Below are 23,108 nucleotides of genomic sequence, written 5' to 3'. Positions count from 1 at the left end.
TGCTCTACCCATACTACTTATAACTATATGAGGAGGGAAAATGATATGGCTGAGGAACGTTTGTTGATCGCAGCATTGGGAGGGGTACATGAGATTGGCAAGAATATGTATTTTCTGCAATATGGAGATGACATCATTGTGATTGACTGCGGCTCTAAATTCCCGGATGAGAGTCTGCTTGGCATTGATCTGATCATCCCCGATGTTGCTTATTTATTGAATAATCCCGACAAGGTAAGAGCACTGATCGTGACGCATGGTCATGAGGACCATATTGGCGGCATCCCCTATCTTCTCAAGCAATTAAACCTACCTCTGTACGCCTCCCGTCTGACGCTGGGACTGATTGAGAATAAGCTCAAGGAGCATGGACTGCTTCGCCAGACCAGCCTGCATCGCATTGATTCGGATTCTGAGCTTACGTTTGGTTCCATTTCAGTGTCCTTCTTCAACACCAATCACAGCATTCCTGATTGTCTGGGTGTCGTCTTTGATACGCCGGAAGGAACGGTTGTGCACACGGGCGATTTCAAATTTGATATGACCCCTGTCAACCGGCAGTACCCGGATATACATAAAATGGCCGACATTGGCAAAAAAGGAGTCCGGTTTCTGCTCTCGGAGAGCACAAACGCCGAACGTCCCGGATTCACTCCATCCGAGAAGCTGGTCGGCGCCCATATGGAAGAGGCTTTTCAAAAAGCGGACCGCAGAATCTTTGTCTCTACCTTCGCTTCCAACGTCCACCGGCTGCAGCAAATCGTTGATGCCGCAGCTCTAACCGGCCGTAAGCTTGCCCTGCTTGGCAGGAGTATGGTCAACGTTGTAGCTGTATCCCAGGAACTGGGCTACCTTAACATTCCGGAAGGTATGCTTGTTGAACCAGCCGAAGCAGCCAAGCTGCCTCCGCATGAGGTGGCTGTTATGGTCACAGGCAGTCAAGGAGAACCGATGGCAGCCTTATCCCGTCTGGCAACTTCGAGCAACAGGCAGATGAGTATCAGTGCCGGAGATACCGTGCTGCTGGCCGCGAATCCGATTCCAGGTAATGAACGCAATGTATCACGTATTGTTGATAACCTGTACATTCTAGGCGCAAAGGTTATTTATGGCTCCCGAAGCGAGCTCCATGTCTCCGGACATGGCAGCCAGGAGGAGTTAAAGCTGATGCTGACGCTAATGAAACCGGAATACTTTATTCCAATTCACGGGGAATATCGGATGCTGCACCATCACCGTCTGCTGGCAGAGGCTGTCGGAGTCGAAGGTGATAAAATCTTCCTGCTTAAGAACGGGGAGCTTGTGGAGTCATCGGGCGGCGTTGTTCGTCAATCAGGGCGGGTACCTGCCGGGCAGATTTTTGTCGACGGACTTGGAATTGGTGATATCGGGAATGTAGTCCTGCGCGACCGGCGCCAATTGTCTGCAGACGGTGTATTGATCACAGTGATCACTTTAAGCCAAGCCGATGGACGGCTGCTAAATGAACCGGATACAATTTCACGCGGCTTCATTTACGTCCGCAATTCAGACAAGCTGATGGAAGAGATCAACCAACTCGTCGCCGCAACACTGGAGAAATTAAGCAAAGCCGACCTTGGCCAATGGAGCATTATGAAGCAAACCATCAAAGAAACCTTAGGTAAATTCCTTTATGAGCGGACGAAACGGCGGCCAATGATTCTTCCGATCATTATTGAAGTGTAGATCCAATCCCTTATTGATGATAAGTACGCAAGATGATCCACCTTAATGGGTATGCTAACTATGGTTCAAATTTTAACGTCAAAGGAGCTTGATTATGACAGGAATTTTAGGCGGCAACCCAAAAGAAGAACCGATGCATTATGGTGAAATCTATGGTGTTTGGCAAGCCTCTATGGTAGCTAAGGGTGCACTTTCTTGTTACCGGGCTTTTTTGTATCACGCCGGTGACAATGATCTCAAAAAGGTACTACATTCTATGATTGATCAGGCGGAACTGGAAATCAGTGAATGTGATGCGCTGCTGGCAGAATAGGGCCTTGCTTCCGCCCCTGCATTGCCTCTCCGGCCAGAGGCTAAGCTGGAGGATATTCCTGTCGGTGCACGGTTTACGGATCCCGAAATCGCAGCCAAACTTGCAGCGGATAATGCAGCCGGACTTGTTGCCTGCAGCCAAATGATGGGCCAATCGATCCGGGAAGATATCGGAGCTTTGTTTGGTAAATATCATCTGACCAAAGCCGGAATCGGCGTTAAGGTTCTGCATCTGTCCAAGAAAAAGGGGTGGCTCATTCCTCCACCGCTTCAAGTGAAAAGACCAGAACCTGTTAATGCTTAAGTTTTGAGCGTTACCTGCCCTATTTGGGAAGTAAAGAAGGCCCGCGATGTTTCGCGGGCCTTTGTTTTGGTTGTCCTACATCGTCCTTCAGCAGAATAGACTAATTAAAAAAGGAGGACGACACCATTAACATCTTCGTCGGTTATATTTTTCTGGGGTTATCCCTTTCGGCGCCTCTGGGCCCCATTAATGCAGCGCAGCTGGACAAGGGTCTGCGCGGCGGGTTTTGGCATGCCTGGGCTGTCGGCCTGGGGGCGATAAGCGCCGATATCATTTACATGCTGCTCGTTTATTTCGGTATGATTCATCTGCTTGATGCGCCGTTTGTCAAAGCCTTCTTATGGTTGTTCGGATTTTTTGTCCTGGTCTATACAGGTGTGGACAGCATCAGAAACACAGGGGATATTACCGCAGCAGAAATGAGGGGGAGTGAAGCTTCACTCTTCAGATCCTATCTGTCGGGATTCCTGATGTCGCTGTTCAATCCCCTCTCCATCCTGTTCTGGCTGGGCATTTATGGCTCGGTTCTAGCCAAGGCTGCAAGTGAGTATCCGATGCAGCAATTATTGATTTATAGCGGAGCCATTGTACTCGGCATTCTGCTTTGGGATGTAACTATGGCTGCTGCCTCCAGTATTTTCCGTAAATTGCTGACTGTCAGGGTATTGAGGGTGATCTCTGTGTTATCCGGTCTGTCATTAATTGTTTTCGGCTTTTATTTTGGCGTACAGGCTGCCCGGCTGCTCTTTTTCAGCTAAACCTTGTTCTTACGCAGCCGGATGCCTTTAATCCGAAATTCAGGCCCGCCCGGCAGGCTGCGGTGCGCATCCGTCATTCCATCTGTCTGCGATTCTTGCTTTGCAGTACCGGATGAATGCTTTTTCCGCATCCGCTGGACAATGAAGTCACTCAGCGCAATTACTGCGACAATCAGCAGACTGATGTAGAAGCCAGGCCGGCTGAGTGCATGAAAAAGAGTGCCCGCAACCGCTGCGCCAATCAGCAGTAATCCGGTCCAGCGTTTGATTCCGCTTAATTTATCAGGCTTAAGCAGTTTTGCAGACGAGAGCAGGATAAAGGACCAGTTATACAAAATCATAAGTCCGGCGGCTGTAGTAATGTACTCATATACCTTACCCGGTAACCACAGCGACATCATGATTGCACCCAGCAAACCGACAGCAATCAGGCATAGGGCGTATAGCGGATATTTATCCTTTAGTTTCTTCGAGAAAACCTTGGGGGCATCCCCTTCCTGGGCAAGGGTGAGCATCATGGAAGTTATCGCATAGAGCGATGCGGTCATTGTAGAGAATCCGGCAACAATTAAGACACCGTTAAATACATGCGGTACAAAAGCCAAGTGGTCACTCCGGAGTGCAAGCACAAACGGGCTTTCCTTCGGATTGAAGGCTTTTAACGGCACCATCGTCACAGCTAGGCCAATGGACAGGACATATAACACAGCCAGGACAAGCAGCATGACCTTGCCTGCTTTGGGAGCCTCCTCCGGTTTCTGTAGCCTGTAGGACATAATCCCGAGCACTTCTATGCCGCCGTAGGCATAATAAGCAAAAATAAAGGCTGACCATAATCCAATCGTTCCTGACGGCAACAGTTCAGGCATACTTAAGGGAAGTTTTGGTGTATACTTGCCCCCGCCAATCCATCCAGCCAGTAGTGCCAATGCAATTACCAGGAACATCAGTATAGCAGCCACTTTAATGACAGCCAGCACATTTTCAACCCGGTCAAACCCTTTATTGCCGAAAAAAACAATGCATAGGCCCAAGACGGCAAAACCAGCCGCAAAGATCCACATCGGCACAGCCGGGAACCAGAAGCGGGAGAATATGGACAAGGCCGTGAGCTGGCTCCCCATAATCAATAGTTCCGAGAACCAGTATACCCAGCCGCTCCCGAATCCGGCCCAGTTGCCGAAAGCCTTCTTGGCATAGGAGCGGAAGGAGCCCTGCTCGGGGTGTTGTGCCGTCATTCGGGCCAATGCATCAAATACCATATAGGTTCCAATTGCCGCTAAAATGTAGACAAGCAGTACTGCGGGTCCGCCAATCGTGATCGCCAGGCCTGAGCCAAGAAAGTACCCTGTACCTATAGTTCCAGCTACTCCTAATAAACTTAGCTGCCACCATTTTAATTTTTTGCCATCCTGTGTCTTATCTGAAGCTTGGTTCATGAATTCCGTCCTCATCACATTTAGGATTTTGAGAGTTATCTCATTATGTAGAATCCCCTTTTATCCTAAATTCATGAAAAAAATTTATTCTCCGTCCGCAGCAAAAACCCGCACATGGAGTACTTACCTCCATAATGCGGGTATCCGGGAGATTGCCGGGGCCTCTACCCTTTAGGCGGGTATGGAACATTTCCGTAGCACTTTTACATTCCTTTTGTACAAAACTGGGATTGCCGCTGCGATTAGGATCATCCCCATAAAAGCGGGTGAGGCAGACCCAAGCGATACATAGATTTGACCTCCAATCAGGGGGCCAATTACTCTGGCCAAAGCCTGAATGGATTGGCTGCCTCCTTGAACCCTTCCTTGTTCACTGGAATCAACAGACTTGGAGAGCATTCCATTGAATGAAGGTCCAAAGATCGAATCACCAAAACCAAAAATAAACATCCCGGCGATCATAAGCGGATAGAAGGTGAAAACAGCGGACAGCGCAATAAGACTATAGCCTATAATTTCCGATACCATTCCAATAATTGCTATTTGCTGATCACCAAATTTCTTCAAAAGCTTGGGCATTATGAAAGCCTGGGAAAAGATGTCCTGGAAACCCATAATTGAAAACATAAGTCCGATGAGTGCAGGCTTCCAGCTGAAGGTATCCATTGTGAATTGTGAAAATACGGCCTGTAAAGATCCGTTAGGTATCCAAAGCAGGAAGGCTGAGATCAGCAGTCTCCTTAAATTTTTCATGGAAAGCAGGTTTGCAAGCTGTGTGAATGGATTCATTCTTATCAAAGGAATCTTTTTCAATCTATTCTTCTTTTCAAGGCTTTCGGGCATAAATAATAATCCATATACTACATTCAATAAAGTGATGACGGCTCCAAAATATAGAGGCACTGAATAACCAAACCTGGCAAGAAATCCGCCTATTGTCGGGCCAATCACAGTGCCAGCACCTACAACCGCACTTACCCAGCCAAAATATTTAGTTCTCTGCTGCGGAGGAATAATGTCTGAAAAATACGCGAAAATGGTGCTTATGCTCCCGCCTGTTATACCTTCAATAATGCGCCCGGCAAATAGTACCCATAGCGCTCCTCCCAGGCCAAAAACGAAGTATCCGACTGCAGAACCCAAAAGACAAACCAGAAGCAGTGGACGCCGGCCATATTTGTCGCTCAAAACCCCAAGGACGGGAGCTGCAAAAAATACACAGATTGCATAAACAGAGGTCAGCAGCGTAACTGCAATCGCTTGATCTCCCGGATTAGTAATATAAGGCTGTACTACGAATGGTACGACAGGTGCTATGATACTGAAGCCTAATCCGCAAAGAAACACAGAGATCAGACCGAAGATTAAAGCGTGCTTATCTACAGTGTGTTCCGGGTTTGGTGTATGGTTTGATCTGGATCTAAACATGAAATGCTCCTTTCAAAAGCGATGTTTTTATTTCCTGGGAAACAAAAACATCGTAACGCATTATTGTTTCCTAGTCAACAAAAATTAACAGCAAAAAAACAGCCTGCTCTGATCAGAGCCCGGCTGCCTGTGGTTTAATTTCATGAATCTATATTATTCCGGCTTAATATTCGTAGCCTTTTTCTTTATTTCAGCATCCAAATGAGTATTATACTTCTCCACAAAGTTAAGCATAGTGTCAAATTGCTCCTCAGTGACTTGTTCAAACACGGTCTTATCCCGCTCTTGAAATTCCCGGTGCAGTCCCTCATGGATGTTATAGATTACTTCCCCCTGCCCAGTAAGCCTAAAATAAATTTCTTTCTTATTCTCTGGCTTCTGGTAGCTTTCGATTAGGCCTTTTTCTAAGAGTTTTTTAGTTATTTTACTTATGGCGCCTCTAGTCATATAAAAGGACTCCGCAAGTTTGGTCACGTTGGAATCTGCATTTTTACCAATGTATTCTACGCAGTGTACTTCAGAAGATTTATAACCTCTAAGCGCATCTTCCATCTTATCTTTATTAAGTGAAACCATCTTGTTATATAAGTCCCTGAAACGGGTTGTGAGCTGTTCTTCTTTGTTCATGGTCTATCCCCCTGCCCCCAATGATTGTCATTGCTTGAGGCGTCTTCCTCTTTTGTACAGCCTACTCGACTGCTTTTTGAACATTGTAATCATGAAGTTCAATATCTAATTCTAATCCAAGTGCAAGCTTCGCCAGCTGACTGCCAATAAACGGCCCCATCGTTAAGCCGGATGCTCCTAGGCCGTTAGCTGTAATTAATCCCTCCCAGCCGGGAAAAGCGCCGATCACCGGAAGAAAACCCGGGGTAAATGGGCGGAATCCTACTCTGACCTCCTGAAAAGTACTGTCAGCTAAACCGGGAGCAAGCTCCAGCGCTTTATTCAGAATCTCCTGCATCCCGCCTGCTGTGACCCTTGTATCATAACCTTCAATATCATTTTCGTGAGTCGCCCCTATGACAATTTTCCGGTCTTCAAAAGAGAGCAGATATTGATCCGTAGGCGGTATGATTACCGGCCAGGCGCCGGTATCTTGTTGGTCAGCAACCGTTACATGCATGATCTGCGCTTTTTGGAAATGAACCTTGAAGCGTATGCCTAAGGGCTTCAGCAAAGGACCTGCCCAAGCGCCTGCACAGACAATAACGGTGTCAGCCGTGAAGTTGTTGCCACCGGAAACTGCTCCGGTGACTCGATTATTGTCAAATTGCAGTGCTGCGTCACCGTGCAGCAGGACGGCTCCGTTTCTTTGGGCTGACCGCAGCAGCGCATCACGCAGGGCACGCCCGTCTATTCGTGAGGCGCCGCTGATCTGCACGGAATGGTAGCCTTCGGCCAAGAGAGGAAACCGGGCCTGAGTTTCTTCTTCATTAAATACCGTAATCTCGCCGATTTCCGGCGCATCCGCTTGCCTCGATTGAGCCCGCTCGTACATCCTGCTTATTTTCTCTACATCTTGATGAATACTTAAAGCGCCTACGTTTGCATACCCTGTATCGGTTTCACCTTCACTATGGAGTTCCGCAATTAACCCGGGGTAAAACCGTGCGCCTGCTTTTGCCAGCCTATACCACGCCTGATTACGCCGCTGCGACAGCCAGGGACAAATAATACCAGCTGCGGCATCCGTCGCCTGCCCGTGATCCTTACGATCGATAATCAGCACTTCTGCTCCCGATTTTGCCAGCTGATATGCCGCTGAAGCGCCGAGAATCCCTGCGCCGATGACGATGACTTTCTTCATGATGACATTCCTCTCCTGGACAAACATCTTCTTCTAATATCGTTTAATTATCGTTCGCTGATCAGCCGTTCCAGCTTAGGGAACACACGCAGTGCATTCTTATAAAAGACTTCCTCCCAGTAAGCTTCCGGGATAAGATGTTTTACAAACTTAATGTACGCCTCCAGCGGAACCAGGGGCCAGTCGGTGCCAAAGACAAGCCGGTCATACTTCTCTGCAAATACGATGGCGCGGCGGAAATGGTCCGTATACGTCTGCTCTGTCAGAAGGCGGTCAACTTTAGCAGGATCACCAACGATCCAGCCGGACAGATCTGTGTACAGGTTCGGATTCTTCTCCAGCAGCGCAGCCGTCTCCATGACCCACGGATCACCCAGATGGCAGAGCATAAAGGTAATATCACGATGTTTCAAAAAGGTCTCTTCCATAGACAGCGGATGTGAATATTTGAGCAGCCCTCTGTCCGAATAGGTTAACCCGCCATGTATGACAACAGGAAGCTGGTATTTGGAAGCCAGCTTGTACACTGGCGCGTAAATCTCATCTCCGACATTGAAATGATAATAGCCTGCGTACAGTTTGATCCCAACGGTTTTCTCCTGGCTCAGCGATTCTTCCAGCGCTTCAAGCTGGCCTTCCAGGTGTAAGGTCAGCGGATTGATCCCGACACAAGTAAACAGATTGTCCGGAAGCTGTCCGCCCAAATCCAGCAGCATCGGATTCAATGCTGCGGCATCGGGAAACCCACCTGCCACAGTTTCAGTAACACCCATCCCCACACCGGCAATCACACCGGAACGCCGGAACTCTTCAAGCAATCCTTTTTCGGAGTAATCGATTTCGGCTAATGTCTGCGCCGTCTCATGAAAGACTTCAATATTGGAGTAATGAACATGTGCATCTATGATTTTCATGGATAAGTCCTCTCTTCAGTTTACTTCATAAACTTGATTGTTAACAAATCTTCGTAGGCCTGCTCCGGAATCTGCAGGTCCGAGATGAGATGAAACTGAGGTTTGCTAAACTGCTCGCTCCCGTCCCGCAAATATAGCTTTTCTGTTGTAAAGGATGCTACCACATGTGTGTTTACCATCAGCTCGGCAGCGTCCAGCTCAGGGTTGGCGATTAAGGTCAACTGCTGCTTCCGCTCTCTGGAGCTATACTGAATGATTCCGCTTGGACTGTTCAACTCACATTGTACTCTGCCCGCTTTATAGATAATGTTCTCACCGCTTGCGTTCTTTACACGCCCTCTGCTATCCATCAGCTCACTGCCTATCTTATAGTAGCCCGATGAGATAAGCTCAAGCGGATACAGAGGCGATCCGGTATGCTGCTCAATCCGGACTGTAGAAGCAAGTACCGGCGCGCCGGGAAGAAGCAGAAAATAATGATGAAGGGTAAGCCCCCTGAATTTCGGATTGTTCGTTATGGTTACGCTTATCCGGATACCCGACCAGCGGTTCCCCATATTATCACTCAATTCAGTAAAAGCAGCTTCCCGCGGCTGTTCAATCAGGCTGAGCGGAGATAACCCGCTGATACCGGCCGAAAGTCCGCCCATCCAGGGATTCCACCAGGATTTGGGTGCCGGATGCGGGAAAGAGGAGTCAAGCCACTCTTCGCCGCGGTACTCTAGCGAAAACAATGCCGGAGCAAAGCTGCTGCTGGCCTGAATCTTAAGCACCCCATTATCCGCAACAAGCACCTCAGCCTGGCCTACATATCTGGTTTCCTGGATCATTTCGTTGCCGGAGCCCGGGAATATAAGATAACTCTTATCCATTTCGTAAGTATCCAAATCAAGCTGCACCGTTACAAGATCAGCTTCCGTACCCTTTTTGGAGAGCAGCGGAAGGTTCACCTCATTAAGCTTTTGCTCAGCATTCACATCAAGGCTGTGTTCCTCGATGCTGTTTAATAGGAAAAAAACACCTATCCGGCCGTCTAAAAAGGTTTTCTTGTGCTCCTGAAGCCGCACTACCATTGAACCGCTTAGAAAAGGATTCCCGTCATTAAAGATGACTTTTAGCTGCGGTGAAGTGTTCAGTTCCTCCGAATCTCCCTGGAGCAAAGCGAACGAACGGAAATCTCGCCAGATGCTCCAGGTTCCCAGAGCAATGCGGAGCGGCTTGGTCTGAAAGACGCTGCCGGCAGGAATCTCCTTAAGCTGATGCTCCACGGCATACATCCAATGATCCCTGATCAACTTCAACTCTGACGGCCAGGTAATCCCCCGCGTGGTTTTGCCGTCATCCGCAAATAGCCAGTTCTCTGTAAGCTCGTCTGCTTCCCAATAGTCTAGACTGGAGGCATGAACGCCTTGATGTAAGTCTATATACTCACCCCGGTAAGGCATTACGCCTCCATCAAGGCCAAAGCTAAAGCTGTCCTTCAGATATAATTCTTCGTTCCGGTCTGAAGAAGATGTATTATGAATTTTGTAATGACGCGTAAATATTCCGTTGCTGTAAAGCTTTACTACTACAGTAAGCAGTAATCCTTCTGAGGAGTCCAGCGCGTATTGGGCTTCCAGCACCATAGCTTCCTCTTCCCTATAATGAACCACCTGTAAGACTGGATTTTTCTTGAATTCATTGGTGTAAGGGAGACCGAATTTTGGATGGAACAGCTTGAACGCCCGATGTCTGCCCTCATAGAAGGTAAGAGCATTGCTGAATTTGTCAAGATGTGCCGCATACGAACCGTTGCTGATCATGCAGCCCATATCTGTTTTACCGCCAAAAGCAGTATGAAGCCCTGGGAGCACGAGACTAAGCTCTTGTTGGACGACCGATGACTCACGGCTTTCTTCACTCGCGGTAATTTTTACACGATGATGCCACAGCCCGTATACCAGTACTTTTGCAGCAAGCGGAACTGTTCTTCGGCTTTTAGAAGGAACAGAGACCCGTACGCTGGGCTCCTTAAAGAATAGAATGGAATCACTTGGCAAATCAAGGGCGAAGTCCGTCTCGGTGTCGTATTCGTTCTCCACAGTCAAATCAAGCTCGATGTCTTCTCCAGCAAAAATATCACGATTCGGCAGCTCCAGCTTGAGCTTAACCGGAAACTTCGGCTCCACGCCAAGTTTAAATACGGCAGGTAAGCCGTTAATCAGCAGTTCAGCTTCTACTACCGGATGCGTCTGATAAGCATTTTGTTCTTCTTCAACCGGATGGATATAAAAGCTGCCTTCAATGGACTCTGATGCTGCAATAACCCTGGATTCGTTCAGCTCAAAACGGATTTGCGGATTGCTGATGCTTTTAACCTGAAGCGATAAGGGTTGTCCGCTTTTATTCACTGCTTCATAGACAATGGGATAACTGTTTCCAAAAGGAAGCTGATGCTGCCGAGGAATGGTCGCCTTAATCAGATAATCCTCAGTTTCAATCAGCCGCAGGCCCCGCCCCGAACGTTCATACTCCATCTTCAGCTGAAGCTGATCCTTGCTCCACGTATATGTAAAATAATCAAAACCGTTTTCCTTCCGCCCATCCGGCTGAACGGAGATTTCGCGGGTACTATCTTTATACCAGTCTATCGTTTCAAAGTAATGTTTGACCGCTCCTGTATGCAGGACAGAAGGGATAAAGTTCATGAGGTGTGTGGAGTCATCGCGTTTTTCCCAGAAAAAACCGCTTTTCTTATATGTCGGAACCGCTTTGGTGTTGCCGGGCCAGGTATACAGGTCCAGCCGCGGCCAGCCAAGCTTGATGGTTTCCTCAATAGCACGCAGAACCAGCATCTTGCCGATTTTGCGCCCGTGGTAGTCTGGCCTGACATTCAGCAAAGGTATATATAATGCTCCCGTATCTTCTTTGTAATGAGAGAAGCTGCAATATCCGATGACCTCTTCAGCGACTACAGCCAGAAACAGTTTGAGGTGAGTGCTGTTGCGATGCTCATCGATCACACTCTGTTCCGTCTGATACGCATTATCTCCTCCCCAGCTTTCATAACTTCTGTTCCACATCTCCGCAATGGACTTCGCGTGTTTGCGGGGTTCATATTCTTCGATAACAACTTCTCCGGCTTGCAGCATTAATATAGTACCTCCTTTGATTGCTGTGTACGCCTTACTTTTCATGGTAAGGTATGGATAATCTTGTATATTTCTTTTCTAGTATATACTAGTAAGTTCATCCAAAGCTATTTCAGGATTAACAGCCTGGTCCCGGCAAAATAGCCGATAGAAACAAACAGAAGCGACCAGGTGAAAGCGCCTGCCAGGGTTACGAGTAAAAACTTTCTGAAGGACATGGCACTGATGCCGGAGATATAGCTTGTGACATGTCTAATTCACGGAATAAAGTAGGCAAAGAATATCGCCCAGTTACCGAAGCGGGAAAACCACCTTTTCACACTGGCAAATCGATTGGGCGTAAGCCCTACCCATTTCCCGAATTTATCGACCGCCGGCTGTCCCAGCCTTAAACCGATGGTATAGCTGATCAGCATGCCGGTTATTGAACCTATGAAACAAACAAGGACTGTTATCGAAAAATTCAACACCATTATAGAGGACAAGTAACCTACAAACAGCATCAACAGTTCGTCCGGAACGGGAAGCCCAATAATACCTAACGCCAGAAGAGCAAATATGGCTAGATATCCGTACTGTGAAATCATCTCAATTATCCAAGGCATCTATTCACTTCCTGCCTGACGAATTTTTCCGTTCAAATACCACACTATATCAGACGAATTCATCGGCACTTTTCACTGCAAGGCAATAGATGCCCTAACCGAAACAAGCGAATTACATGTCACTAAAAATAACATTGACAAAAATATGAGGTGTGTTTTATTATAAATTATATGATAAATGTCACATTAAATAACATATGAAATCTTGTATAAGCCCATTAATCGGAGTGGGCGTCTCGACCAGGCAACCGTAAATTGCCCCAGGCTACAAGAGGATGCATGAGCTGATCAGGCTTGTATTTTGATTGCAAGAATACAAGAGCTGCTTCACTTAGCGCCTCTTCCGCCTGGGGTTTATTGCATTACTACTACATTTCCTAAAGGAGCGAACCAACTATGACTAAGACTAATGCGCTTGCCGAATTCCAAATGCAGCTTCCCCGTGACTGTACCTTTACCCCAAATGACTGGCAGATTCTGTCCCAGTATTGGTATCCGGTGGCTATTGCTGAAGAAATCCAAGATAAGCCGGTTTCAGTTAAACTGCTGGATGTAAAGCTGGTCTGTTACCGCAGTCATGGCAAGGTTGTGATTGCGCGTGATCTTTGCTTCCACCGGGGTGCTCCTTTAAGTCTGGGCTGGGTTGAGAACGAAGAGATTGTCTGTCCTTATCATGGCTTCCGCTACAACTGTGAAGGAGCCTGCACTTCAGTTCCGGCGCATCCGAACGCCAAAATCTCACCTAAGCTAAAGCTGATCATGTATCCTGCTGTGGAGAAATATGGTCTTATCTGGACCTCGCTGGCAGGAACTGAGGAGCAAATTCCGGAATTCTCCGGCTGGGATGATCCGGATTTTATTAACATTCTGCCGCCAAGCTTTGACATTGCCGGTTCGTCCGGCCGGCAGATGGAAGGCTTCCTAGACGTCTCACACTTCGCTTATGTACATGCAAATTCGTTCGCAGACCCCGACAACACTGAGGTTCCGCAGTACAAAGTAAGACGTGAAGGGAATGAACTGTTTGCCGATTATTGGAGCACCGTCAGTAACTACGGGAAAGGTCAGGAGAATCCGGCACCGGAAGGGTTCATGTGGCTGCGGGCATTCCGGGTGTTCGCCCCATTCGCCGCATCGCTTACCGTACATTTTCCTGAGGACGGAAAGCTAATGATCCTGAACTGCGCTTCTCCTGTATCTGCAAGATATACGCGGCTGTTCTGCCCGATCTCACGTAACTTTGACAAGAGTGTGCCGACCGAAGATACGATTAACTTCAATCTCCAGGTGTTCTCAGAAGACAGAGCGATGGTCGAAGCACAGACACCGGAGGATCTGCCGCTGGATCTGACCGCCGAAGCCCATATTCCTGCAGACCGCACTTCTATCGCGTACAGACAGCTGTTGACTGAGTTAGGGCTTGGAAGAAATTATACCTCCTGAGTTCGTAAAGCGTAATTTCCGCATAAAAAAGGGTGTATGTAATTGTTCGCTACTAGAACAATTACATACACCCTTTTCGCTTGTTATTTAAGCTAACTCTACCGGGAACTTTGGCTTAATACCTTCCTCGTATGCCCTTCTTTCTCGCCTGTCTCCGTTCCCGTTTAATCTGACAAGTGCGGCATCTCCTTCAGATTAAAGTTCAATGACCTTAGTAGCAATGTTCCTGCAAAACTCCCGGTCATGTTCTACAAACAGCAGGGTCGGAGTGAATTCAAGCAGCAGCTCCTCAATTTGCATCCGGGAGATGATATCAATATAATTTAGCGGCTCATCCCATATATGCAGGTGAACTTTTTCGCTAAGACTCCGGGCGATCAGCACTTTCTTCTTTTGGCCACCGCTGTACGATGACATATCCTTTTCAAATTGCACTCTGGCTAAATCGAGCTTTCTTAAGATTGCCTTAAACAAGCTTTCATCGATATCATGCTGGCGCGCATAGTCCGATAAGCTGCCCTGCAGAAATGAGGTGTCCTGGGATACATAGGAGATTTTCAGCTGGCTGCCCGTTCGGACAATACCGGAATAGCCTATCTCTTCGCCGGTGAGCAGTTTGAGCAGACTGGATTTCCCGGAGCCGTTTTTGCCGGAGAGTGCGATACGCTCGCCCTGTTCAATCACAAAGCTAACGTCAGTGCATACGGTACGTTCCCCGAAATGAATAGAGACATGGTCGAACTCAGCAAGCTGCTTCTTATGATAAGCAAGCTGGGTAATTCTCAGGCTGCTGGAGCTCTCTATATTCTGAAGAAGCTTGGATTTCTCGTTGATGGCCGTCTGCTGCCTTTGCTCGATGGATTTCGAGCGCTTCATCATTTTGGCGGCCTTATGCCCGACATACCCTTTATCTAACTTTGAACCTGAATTCCGTGTGCCGTTTTTTGTCTTCTCTACTTCATGAGACCAGTTGCTAGTGCGTTTAGCGGCATCCGACAGGCGTTTGATGTCTGTACGCAGCTTGTCATTCTCCGCCAGTTCAAAGGCATCTTGCCGCTCTTTATTGTCCCACCACTCGGAGAAATTGCCTTTTTGTATGTCAATCCCAGTCTTATTGATGGAGAGAATATGGTCTACACAATTATCCAGGAAGGCCCTGTCATGGGACACCAGAATATAGCCGCTCTTTCCCTTGAGATAATCACTGACCAGTTGTCTTGCCTCCATATCCAGATGATTGGTCGGTTCATCGATCAGCAGAAACCGGTCCTCCATCAAGAATAAAGCTGCCAGCAGCACCTTCGTCTGCTCTCCGTTCGACAGCGAGTCAAAAGGACGGTAGAGCACATCATCTGAAACCTGCAGCAAGGTAAGCTCACGCATGAATTGCCACTGCTGGGCATCCGGGCAGATCTCTCCGATCACGTCTATAGTCAGATATTCTTTATGCTCTACCGGGAAGGGGAAGTATTCAAAGCTGACTTTCGCGGATATACTTCCGCTGTATTCATATTTGCCTAGCAGCAGATTCAGAAAGGTCGTCTTTCCTCTTCCATTTCTCCCCGTAAACCCTAATTTCCAATCCGTATCCAGCTGAAAGCTTACATTCTCGAAGATGTTATCGTAGCTGCCGTCATAGGCAAACGTTAAGTTCGACACATTGATTAATGACATGAAATGATCCTCCTGTATAAAAAAATGAGCTGCAAGAAAGTTCGCTTCTCGCAGCTCAAATAAATACAGCAAACCCAGCCCTCTGGAGGGCTGAATAGGCAATTATTCTGAGTGAAAGGATGCAGTAACCTTCTTGCATATAAAGAATAAAACAAGCGAAATAGAACTCGCAGGAACTGTTTTATTGTTTTATATAAGCGCAAGAAATCCTACATTATCCTTGTCAACTCCTGTCATTTAGGTATGGGTATCATAACATTGCCGCGTCTTGATTTCAACACTTCCTCAAATCCGCTACAATCAGCATATCCATATGACGTGCGTTCCGAAGCAGGAAATGTACAAGACTTTCCTTGAAAAAGGACCGCCATGCCGCTCTTCGGGATTGCCCGATAATCAGCTGGGTCGTTTGCACATCATTCATCCGGCTTAACAGATGCTCATGAAGATTACCGCCTCTGCCCGCCTCGGCAGTTTCCATTTTTCCGCCTAACCTTTCCGTCAAATGCCGCAGTGTATCAAGCCGCTTCTGCTCATCATCCATGAGGGGCGCCCCGCAATGCACATAATTCACATACCACTCTGCCTTTAAACGGTGTGCGATGCGGAAGCCGCGGCGGATCAGCCGTTCTGCCTGCGGCCCCAGATCCACACACACAAAGATAACCTCACGCCTGCTCCAGGGGCCGCGCAAGGATGTATCCCGGTCCCATGCTTCCAGCCGTTCATCTACATCATCCGCAATTTCACGCAGGGCCAGCTCGCGCAGCGCGATTAGATTGCCGAGCTTAAAGAAGGATTCCAGCGCCTGATTCACCTTCTCGGAGGCGTAAATTTTCCCTTCCCGCATCCGTTCCTGCAGCATTTGCGGCGTGACGTCGATCAGCTCGACTTCATCAGCCATTTTGAGTATGGCATCCGGCACCGTCTCACGAACCCTCACGCCGGTTAATTGGGCTACCGCATCATTCAGGCTTTCCAGATGCTGAACATTAACTGTAGTGATAACCGAGATCCCGTGCTCCAACAGGCGGATCACATCCTCATACCGCTTACTGTTAGGACTGCCGGGTACATTCGTATGTGCCAGTTCATCCACCAGCACAACCTCCGGATGGCGCGTAATTATGGCTTCTGTATCCATTTCTTCCAGCTGCGTTGACTGGTAATGAATCCTGGCTCTATTTATCAATGGCAACCCGCCGATCTGCGCCTGGGTTTCTTTTCTTCCGTGGGTTTCCAGCAGACCGATCACCACGTCGATCCCCCGGTTCAGCAGAAGATTGCCCTCCTGCAGCATTTTATAGGTTTTGCCTACTCCGGGAGCCGCACCGATATAGACCTTGAAGGTTCCTTGGCTGATTGTTTCAATTTTCCGCTCCAGTTCTTGACTGGTCAGACGGTGAAAAGGCTCCTCAGTTTTCTTGGGTAATGATTTGACCGGTAATATCCGTTCCCCGTCCTGCTGCACCCGGTCTGCCATCAGAAACACGTCGATATTCCGCGTTTTCCGCAGCACCTGATTCGCAATGGAGCCCTGCCACTTTTCCTGCCAGCGGCTTTTTTTTGAATGCCCCATCACAATCCGGGTCACGTTATTTTCCGTGGCATATCGTACAAGGACAGAGGGCAGCTGGCGGCTATGGTCCAGCGGAAGCTCTTCAAATTTCCCTTCCAACCGGTCAACCAGCTTCATGATCGAGCGCTTGAAGGTTTGCTGATCCTTGGTCAATTTGCGGCCTGGCAATACAAAGGTTACAACCCGCAGATCACCGTTGAGGCGCTTAGCAATCTGTTGGCCTCTCCTTACGTAGAGCGAGCCGTTCCAGTGATACTGGCTAGAGACCAGAATCCGCTCCGTAGCACCGGAGGGGCCGGTGAGTCCCTCAGCTTCGCGGTGTTTCTCCAGCGATTCATTTACCCCCTCCGCCACCAAACGCAGCGACAGTTCACGGAGAACGCCGAGATTTCCTCTACGAGACAATGCAGGATGTGCCTGATCACCCAGGATGCCTTCATCAATCCGCTTAAGAATCGTCTCTGGCGATACATCGATTAGCCGCACCTCATCCGCAAGCTCCAGGGTATTCAGCGGAACCGTCTCTTCTGAACGGATCCCTGTCATTTGAAAAATGATTTCGCCTACTCCACCCAGTTCATAAACATTAATCGTCGTTATAATGCTGATGCCATGGTCCATCAAGTAGTGAATATCTTCCAGCCTTGTCGGAAAACGGGCTCCCGCGCGGTTGCGGTGGGCCAGACCATCCACCAGAACCACTTCGGGATTACGTTCAATTATGGCCTCTAATGGAAGATCCTTCTGCTCCTTGCTGCCCTGCCACCAATGGATGCTGGTTATTCGTTCAAGATCCGCCAGCTGCTGGACCGTTTCAGACCGCCCCATAGTCGAAACTGCACTGATGACCACATCAATGCCCTGCTGCTTCAGCAGCTTGCCTTCCTCCAGCATATGATAAGTTTTGCCCGAGCCGCTGACAGAACCGATGATAATCTTTAATCTGCCCCGGTGCAGCTTGTAGATGGAATACAGGATTTCTTCCGGGCTTTTACGTTTGTAAGGTGCCATACCTATCCTCCATCCCGAACCGGCAAGTACCCTGCCCGCAAACCGCGCAGACAGGGCATGAGCCGGATTATTTCTTTGATAGTTCCGACAGAGCCAAATTGAGCTTCAGCACATTTACACGTTCCTCGCCGAACAAGCCCAGGTCACGGCCTTCGGTGTTCTTCACAACCAGCGCCTCAAGCTGATCCACAGGAATGCCGGTCAGATTACTGATTCTGGGAATTTGCACCCTGGCAGCTGCAGGCGAGATATGAGGATCAAGTCCCGATCCGGAATTGGTAATCAGATCAACGGGCAATTCACGAATTGGCACCTCCGGGTTATCCTTCTTCCACTGTGCGATACTTTCACGGGTACGCTGCAGCATATCCGGATTGGACGGGCCATAATTGTTCGAGCCCGAAGCTTCAGCCTTGTAATCGATGCTCGATACCCGGCCTTGAAATAACGACGGATCTGTGAAGCTCTGTCCGATCAGTTCAGAGCCGACTACCTCGCCGCTGCTGTTCTTAAGCAGACTGCCGTTAGCCTGTGACGGCATGAGCACCTGGGCAAGCGCAGTTGAGGCCAGCGGATACACAATCCCGCAAAGAATAATAAATACGGTGCTGAGCCTTACTATGCTTATGAAATAAGAGGTCTTGGAAACGGAAGATTGCTGGTTTGATTCGTTATTTAACATTATTAATGTTCATCCTTTCTGCCGCTATAACTTGTTCCGCTAGATCCAAAGGCTGACAACCATATCAATCAGCTTAATTCCGAGGAACGGCACCACCACTCCACCGAATCCGTAGACGAAAATATTACGCCGAAGCAGCCTGGTGGAGCTCATCGGCTTATAGGATACGCCCCTCATTGCAAGCGGGATCAACAGCGGGATAATGATCGCGTTAAAGATCAGCGCGGAGATAATTGCCGAGCTTGGCGAGCCAAGCCCCATAATATTCAGCACTTCCATCTCCGGTATAGCCAGTGTAAACATCGCCGGGATAATGGCAAAATACTTGGCAATATCATTGGCGATACTGAACGTGGTGAGTGCGCCACGTGTCATGAGCAGCTGCTTGCCGATCGCCACAACCTCAATAATCTTGGACGGGTCTGAGTCCAGATCCACCATATTGGCCGCTTCTTTGGCAGCTGCAGTACCGCTGTTCATTGCCAGCCCCACATCCGCTTTCGCCAGTGCCGGCGCATCGTTGGTGCCGTCACCCGTCATGGCCACCAGCTTACCTTCCTTCTGCTCACTGCGGATGACCTCTATTTTATTCTCCGGTGTACTTTCGGCAATAAATCCGTCTACACCCGCTTCAGCGGCGATGGTAGCTGCAGTTAACGGATTGTCACCAGTACACATAATGGTTTTGATTCCCATTTTGCGCAGCTCTTCGAACCGCTCCTTCATTCCAGGCTTAACGGTATCCTTCAGGTAAATGAGTCCGTAGATGCGGTTGCCTACTGCTACAGCAAGTGGAGTGCCGCCTTTGCCGGCAATGCTGTTCGAGTGCTGATCCAGGTTATCCGGTATGATTCCTCCTTGAGAAGCCACCCAGCGTTTCACGGAATCCACAGCCCCTTTGCGAACTTTATGGCCATCTGGAAGATCCATTCCGCTCATCCGCGTTTCCGCCCGGAATTCTATAAACTCTGCTCCTGAAGCAAGTCCGGCATCGTAGCTGTACCCCAGCTTTTTGACGAGCTCAATGACAGACCGTCCTTCCGGTGTCTCGTCCTTAAGTGAACTAAGAGCTGCCCATATGGCTACATCTTCCTCTGTCTCCTTACCAACAGGAACAAATTCGCTCGCCATCCGGTTCCCGAAGGTAATCGTCCCGGTCTTATCCAGAATCATTGTATTGATATCCCCGGCGGCTTCAACGGCCTTGCCGGACATCGCCAGTACGTTGAATTGGGTAACGCGGTCCATCCCAGCAATTCCGATAGCCGAGAGCAGTCCGCCGATTGTCGTAGGGATCAGACAGACCAGCAGAGCGATCAATACCGGTATTTCCAGATCAACGTCAAGGTAGCCGGCAATAGGACGCAATGTAACCACAACAATCATAAAAATAATCGTCAAGCTGATCAAAAGGGTATTCAACGCGATTTCGTTCGGTGTCTTCTGGCGCTTCGCTCCTTCGACTAGGGAAATCATCCGGTCCAGGAAGGACTCGCCGGGATCACTGGTAATCCGCACCTTAATCTCATCACTCACCACTCTCGTACCGCCGGTAACCGAGTTGAAGTCTCCGCCCGCTTCCTTAATGACAGGAGCCGACTCGCCTGTAATCGCGGATTCATCCACTGAGGCCAAACCTTCGATGACTTCACCGTCGCCGGGAATCAGTTCACCTTGGCTGACTACGACGATATCTCCTTTGCGCAGCTCGGAAGAAGCTACGATTTTTATCGAACCTCCAGTCACCTTGTTCGCGGAGATATCCTGTTTCGTCTTCTTAAGGGAATCCGCCTGCGCTTTGCCGCGCCCTTCTGCCAGTGCTTCTGCAAAGTTGGCGAATAATACAGTGACCAGCAGGATGACGAAGACCGTAATATTGAACCCGAGAGCTTCCGAGGCATGAAAGTAACCGGGAAGCAGCACCATCATTAAAACAATAAACGTACCCACTTCAACCACGAACATGACCGGATTCTTCATTAGGGTCACCGGATTCAGCTTCACAAAGCTGTCTTTGACCGCATTTCGGATCATGGGACCACTCAACAGCTTCTTTTTCTGTACAGTACTCATTTCTGTTCTTCCTCTCCCTAGCGTAGAGTCAAATGTTCGGCAATCGGACCAAGTACAACAACCGGCAGGAATGTCAGTGCACCAATAATCAGCACCGTAGCGATAAGAATACCGGTGAACAGGCCGTTGTCTGTGCGGAAGGTACCGATCGTCTCAGGAACAGGCTGCTTGCGGAGGAGCGAACCTGCAACTGCCAGCAGAGCGATGATGGAAACATACCGTCCGAGCAGCATAACCACTCCGGTCATCATATTCCAGAAGGTGTTATTATCCGCAAGCCCCTCAAAGCCAGAACCGTTATTCGCTGCAGCAGAGACGTATTCGTACAGGACTTGTGTCAGGCCGTGGTATCCTGAATTGCTTATAGCACCTTGACCCAAATCCGTCAGGAATGAGGCTGCTGTAGGAACCAGTATAATCAGCGGATGGATCAAAATGGCAACTGCAATCAGCTTCATCTCCCGGGCTTCAATTTTGCGGCCGAGAAACTCCGGTGTCCTGCCGACCATCAGTCCGCAGAGGAAGACGGCTAGGATGGCGTACATCAGCATGTTCACTAAGCCGACCCCTTTGCCTCCGAAAACATTATTTAACATCATCAGTGCCAGCGGAGTTATACTGCCGAGCGGTGTCTGTGTATCATGCATATTATTGACGCTGCCTGTCGTGGCCGCAGTCGTTACTGTCGTGAACAAGGAGGATTGCGGTATCCCGAAGCGCACCTCTTTCCCCTCCATGCTGCCCTGTGAAGCATCGATGCCCATGCTGTTTATCGCCGGATTCCCGCTGCTCTCCGCATAATAGTTAAGTGACAGCAGAAGCACGAACAAGGTCATCATGGCGGCGAAGATTCCCCAGCCCTGCCGTTTATTCTTGGCGAACAGACCGTACATATAGGGAAGAGCTGCCGGCAGCGTCCACATTGACAGGATTTCAATCACATTGGTGAGCGGTGATGGATTCTCGAACGGATGCGCCGAGTTGGCTCCGAAGAAGCCGCCGCCGTTCGTGCCCAGATGTTTGATCGATTCCAGGGAAGCAACCGGACCCGTAGCAATCTGCTGTACTTGACCTTCTAACGTTGTTAACTGAATCGAAGGCTTCAAGGTTTGCGGAACCTGCAATCCAACCAGCACCAGGGTAATAAGCAGTGCAAGCGGCAGAAATACACGGGTGTGTGCCTTAACGAAGTCTTCAAAGAAGTTTCCCAGTGACGCCCTGCCGGTTATCCCTCTTACAAAAGCGACTGCTACGGAAAAACCGCTGGCCGCAGAAGTAAACATCAGCATGGTTATCACAGCCATTTGCGAGAAATAAGAAAGTCCTGTCTCCCCGCTGTAATGCTGAAGATTGGTGTTAGTAATAAAGCTGATCACCGTGTTAAAAGTAAGCGTCTGTTCCATTCCGGTTATCCCGTTTGGATTGAGCGGCAGGCCGGCCTGTAAGCGGAGAACGATATACCCGAAGGCAACCAGTACAATGTTGGTCGACAAAAAGCTCAACGCATAGGTCTTCCATGACATTCCTTCACGTTTATGAAGACCGCTTAATTTGAAGATCCCGCGTTCAACACCGCCGAAAATGCGGTCTGTCTTATTCGGTTCATTTGAGAATACATGATATAAATAAGTACCTGCCGGTTTTACCAGCAGCAGCAGTATAGCAATGACTACGATAATTTGCACAATGCCCACAGATGACCCTCCTTAATATATTGCTCTAGTTATTTAGAATTTCTCCGGATGAATCAAGGCGTACACCAGATACAGAAACAACAGGAGGGTTACTGTTAACACCACTGTCATGATTCTGTCCCTCCCTTATCCTCAGCCACATGCCCGCACCACTGTGCAAACGCGTAGAACACTCCGAATATTGCAGCGAGCGCTGCTACCATATACACGTCCATCATCGTCCTCACCACTCCTCTCCAGGATGATCTGTCTCTTTAGCATCTCTAATTTCTGAATTCAGCTTAACACTACTGCCATTAGTTCAGGGTTAGGGTTAGTCTGACAGAATTAAGATTGCATTAAGATTTGTCTGAGTGTAGACTCTGGACAACTTCTTCAGCCTGCCTCGTGACTTCAACATCCTCATAATCACCTATCCCTTTTAAGTCGTATTGATCATAACCTTTCTTAATGGTATAGAGCAGTAACAGTACCACGGAGAATAGACCGATATTTTGCAGCCATTCATTCATCAATAAGACCCCTTCTGCTGTGCAATATT

16 protein-coding genes, 2 pseudogenes and 1 riboswitch are annotated in these 23,108 nt (G+C 48.6%); of the genes and pseudogenes, 4 read left to right on the top strand and 14 right to left on the bottom strand.

From position 1 onward, the window contains the following. Positions 1-45 precede the first annotated feature (45 nt). The 3 genes and pseudogenes from JRJ22_RS12925 (at position 46) to JRJ22_RS12915 (ending at position 3,081) form a co-directional block, all read left to right on the top strand. Positions 46-1,707 (top strand): ribonuclease J, encoded by a 1,662-nt coding sequence (locus JRJ22_RS12925; RefSeq protein ID WP_206104810.1) that lies wholly within the window; start codon positions 46-48, stop codon positions 1,705-1,707. A gap of 94 nt (positions 1,708-1,801) precedes the next feature. Beyond that, a pseudogene (locus JRJ22_RS12920) lies at positions 1,802-2,323 on the top strand (DUF3231 family protein). A gap of 125 nt (positions 2,324-2,448) precedes the next feature. Then, positions 2,449-3,081, top strand: coding sequence for a LysE family transporter (locus JRJ22_RS12915; protein WP_206105119.1), 633 nt, complete (start codon positions 2,449-2,451; stop codon positions 3,079-3,081). On the opposite strand, the gene JRJ22_RS12910 is transcribed toward JRJ22_RS12915, so the two are convergent. The 7 genes and pseudogenes from JRJ22_RS12910 to JRJ22_RS12880 form a co-directional block, all read right to left on the bottom strand. After that, positions 3,078-4,520 carry an amino acid permease gene (locus JRJ22_RS12910; RefSeq protein ID WP_206104809.1) on the bottom strand — a complete coding sequence of 481 codons (1,443 nt, stop codon included), beginning with the start codon at positions 4,518-4,520 and terminating at the stop codon, positions 3,078-3,080. The two genes, JRJ22_RS12915 and JRJ22_RS12910, sit on opposite strands and share 4 nt — an antisense overlap. Before the next feature lie 171 nt (positions 4,521-4,691). Further along, positions 4,692-5,948: an MFS transporter gene (locus JRJ22_RS12905; RefSeq protein WP_206104808.1), complete on the bottom strand. Its 1,257-nt coding sequence runs from the start codon at positions 5,946-5,948 to the stop codon at positions 4,692-4,694. A gap of 153 nt (positions 5,949-6,101) precedes the next feature. Then, the gene (locus tag JRJ22_RS12900; RefSeq protein WP_206104807.1) at positions 6,102-6,575 is read right to left on the bottom strand and encodes a MarR family transcriptional regulator; all 474 of its coding nucleotides are present in this window, start codon (positions 6,573-6,575) and stop codon (positions 6,102-6,104) included. A 61-nt stretch (positions 6,576-6,636) separates the two neighbouring features. Next, positions 6,637-7,758, bottom strand: a complete 1,122-nt coding sequence (locus tag JRJ22_RS12895) for an NAD(P)/FAD-dependent oxidoreductase (RefSeq protein WP_206104806.1) — start codon at positions 7,756-7,758, stop codon at positions 6,637-6,639. 47 nt (positions 7,759-7,805) lie between these two features. After that, on the bottom strand, positions 7,806-8,672 hold the full coding sequence (locus JRJ22_RS12890; RefSeq protein ID WP_206104805.1) for an amidohydrolase family protein: 867 nt from the start codon (positions 8,670-8,672) through the stop codon (positions 7,806-7,808). Between the two features lie 20 nt (positions 8,673-8,692). Then, the gene (locus tag JRJ22_RS12885; RefSeq protein ID WP_206104804.1) at positions 8,693-11,806 is read right to left on the bottom strand and encodes a GNAT family N-acetyltransferase; all 3,114 of its coding nucleotides are present in this window, start codon (positions 11,804-11,806) and stop codon (positions 8,693-8,695) included. 107 nt (positions 11,807-11,913) lie between these two features. Next, a pseudogene (locus JRJ22_RS12880) lies at positions 11,914-12,411 on the bottom strand (DedA family protein). Positions 12,412-12,596: 185 nt separating this feature from the next. Next, a riboswitch (purine riboswitch) is annotated at positions 12,597-12,699 on the top strand. Positions 12,700-12,807: 108 nt separating this feature from the next. Between JRJ22_RS12880 and JRJ22_RS12875 the strand changes: the two are divergent. After that, positions 12,808-13,854, top strand: a complete 1,047-nt coding sequence (locus JRJ22_RS12875; protein WP_206104803.1) for an aromatic ring-hydroxylating oxygenase subunit alpha — start codon at positions 12,808-12,810, stop codon at positions 13,852-13,854. Positions 13,855-14,049: 195 nt separating this feature from the next. Here the strand turns inward: JRJ22_RS12875 and JRJ22_RS12870 are convergent, their stop codons facing one another. The 7 genes from JRJ22_RS12870 to JRJ22_RS12840 form a co-directional block, all read right to left on the bottom strand. Beyond that, positions 14,050-15,528 (bottom strand): Lsa family ABC-F type ribosomal protection protein, encoded by a 1,479-nt coding sequence (locus tag JRJ22_RS12870; RefSeq protein WP_206104802.1) that lies wholly within the window; start codon positions 15,526-15,528, stop codon positions 14,050-14,052. A 274-nt stretch (positions 15,529-15,802) separates the two neighbouring features. Next, positions 15,803-18,118 (bottom strand): histidine kinase, encoded by a 2,316-nt coding sequence (locus JRJ22_RS12865; RefSeq protein WP_206104801.1) that lies wholly within the window; start codon positions 18,116-18,118, stop codon positions 15,803-15,805. Positions 18,119-18,185: 67 nt separating this feature from the next. Continuing rightward, a complete protein-coding gene (gene kdpC / locus JRJ22_RS12860) occupies positions 18,186-18,800 on the bottom strand; it encodes a potassium-transporting ATPase subunit KdpC (protein WP_206104800.1) in 615 nt (204 codons plus the stop codon). Positions 18,801-18,839: 39 nt separating this feature from the next. Next, complete coding sequence (gene kdpB, locus JRJ22_RS12855; RefSeq protein ID WP_206104799.1) at positions 18,840-20,873, bottom strand: potassium-transporting ATPase subunit KdpB; 2,034 nt, start codon at positions 20,871-20,873, stop codon at positions 18,840-18,842. 17 nt (positions 20,874-20,890) lie between these two features. Next, positions 20,891-22,567, bottom strand: coding sequence for a potassium-transporting ATPase subunit KdpA (gene kdpA, locus JRJ22_RS12850; RefSeq protein ID WP_269751881.1), 1,677 nt, complete (start codon positions 22,565-22,567; stop codon positions 20,891-20,893). 33 nt (positions 22,568-22,600) lie between these two features. Beyond that, positions 22,601-22,678 (bottom strand): K(+)-transporting ATPase subunit F, encoded by a 78-nt coding sequence (kdpF, locus tag JRJ22_RS29735; RefSeq protein ID WP_206105117.1) that lies wholly within the window; start codon positions 22,676-22,678, stop codon positions 22,601-22,603. Positions 22,679-22,905: 227 nt separating this feature from the next. Beyond that, positions 22,906-23,079 (bottom strand): hypothetical protein, encoded by a 174-nt coding sequence (locus tag JRJ22_RS12840; protein ID WP_206104798.1) that lies wholly within the window; start codon positions 23,077-23,079, stop codon positions 22,906-22,908. Between the last annotated feature and the right edge of the window lie 29 nt (positions 23,080-23,108).

Origin of the sequence: Paenibacillus tianjinensis, from assembly GCF_017086365.1 — a bacterium.
GTDB classification, from domain to species: Bacteria; Bacillota; Bacilli; order Paenibacillales; family Paenibacillaceae; genus Paenibacillus_AQ; species Paenibacillus_AQ tianjinensis.
This window is presented reverse-complemented; position numbering and strand designations above follow the sequence as displayed.

What these genes read in the sequence shown, in the direction of transcription:
- JRJ22_RS12925 (WP_206104810.1), top strand. Translation starts at nt 46, where the DNA reads ATGGCTGAGGAACGTTTGTTGATCGCAGCATTGGGAGGGGTACATGAG.
- JRJ22_RS12910 (WP_206104809.1), bottom strand. Translation starts at nt 4,520, where the DNA reads ATGAACCAAGCTTCAGATAAGACACAGGATGGCAAAAAATTAAAATGG.
- JRJ22_RS12905 (WP_206104808.1), bottom strand. Translation starts at nt 5,948, where the DNA reads ATGTTTAGATCCAGATCAAACCATACACCAAACCCGGAACACACTGTA.
- JRJ22_RS12900 (WP_206104807.1), bottom strand. Translation starts at nt 6,575, where the DNA reads ATGAACAAAGAAGAACAGCTCACAACCCGTTTCAGGGACTTATATAAC.
- JRJ22_RS12895 (WP_206104806.1), bottom strand. Translation starts at nt 7,758, where the DNA reads ATGAAGAAAGTCATCGTCATCGGCGCAGGGATTCTCGGCGCTTCAGCG.
- JRJ22_RS12890 (WP_206104805.1), bottom strand. Translation starts at nt 8,672, where the DNA reads ATGAAAATCATAGATGCACATGTTCATTACTCCAATATTGAAGTCTTT.
- JRJ22_RS12885 (WP_206104804.1), bottom strand. Translation starts at nt 11,806, where the DNA reads ATGCTGCAAGCCGGAGAAGTTGTTATCGAAGAATATGAACCCCGCAAA.
- JRJ22_RS12875 (WP_206104803.1), top strand. Translation starts at nt 12,808, where the DNA reads ATGACTAAGACTAATGCGCTTGCCGAATTCCAAATGCAGCTTCCCCGT.
- JRJ22_RS12870 (WP_206104802.1), bottom strand. Translation starts at nt 15,528, where the DNA reads ATGTCATTAATCAATGTGTCGAACTTAACGTTTGCCTATGACGGCAGC.
- JRJ22_RS12865 (WP_206104801.1), bottom strand. Translation starts at nt 18,118, where the DNA reads ATGGCACCTTACAAACGTAAAAGCCCGGAAGAAATCCTGTATTCCATC.
- kdpC (WP_206104800.1), bottom strand. Translation starts at nt 18,800, where the DNA reads ATGTTAAATAACGAATCAAACCAGCAATCTTCCGTTTCCAAGACCTCT.
- kdpB (WP_206104799.1), bottom strand. Translation starts at nt 20,873, where the DNA reads ATGAGTACTGTACAGAAAAAGAAGCTGTTGAGTGGTCCCATGATCCGA.
- kdpF (WP_206105117.1), bottom strand. Translation starts at nt 22,678, where the DNA reads ATGACAGTGGTGTTAACAGTAACCCTCCTGTTGTTTCTGTATCTGGTG.
- JRJ22_RS12840 (WP_206104798.1), bottom strand. Translation starts at nt 23,079, where the DNA reads ATGAATGAATGGCTGCAAAATATCGGTCTATTCTCCGTGGTACTGTTA.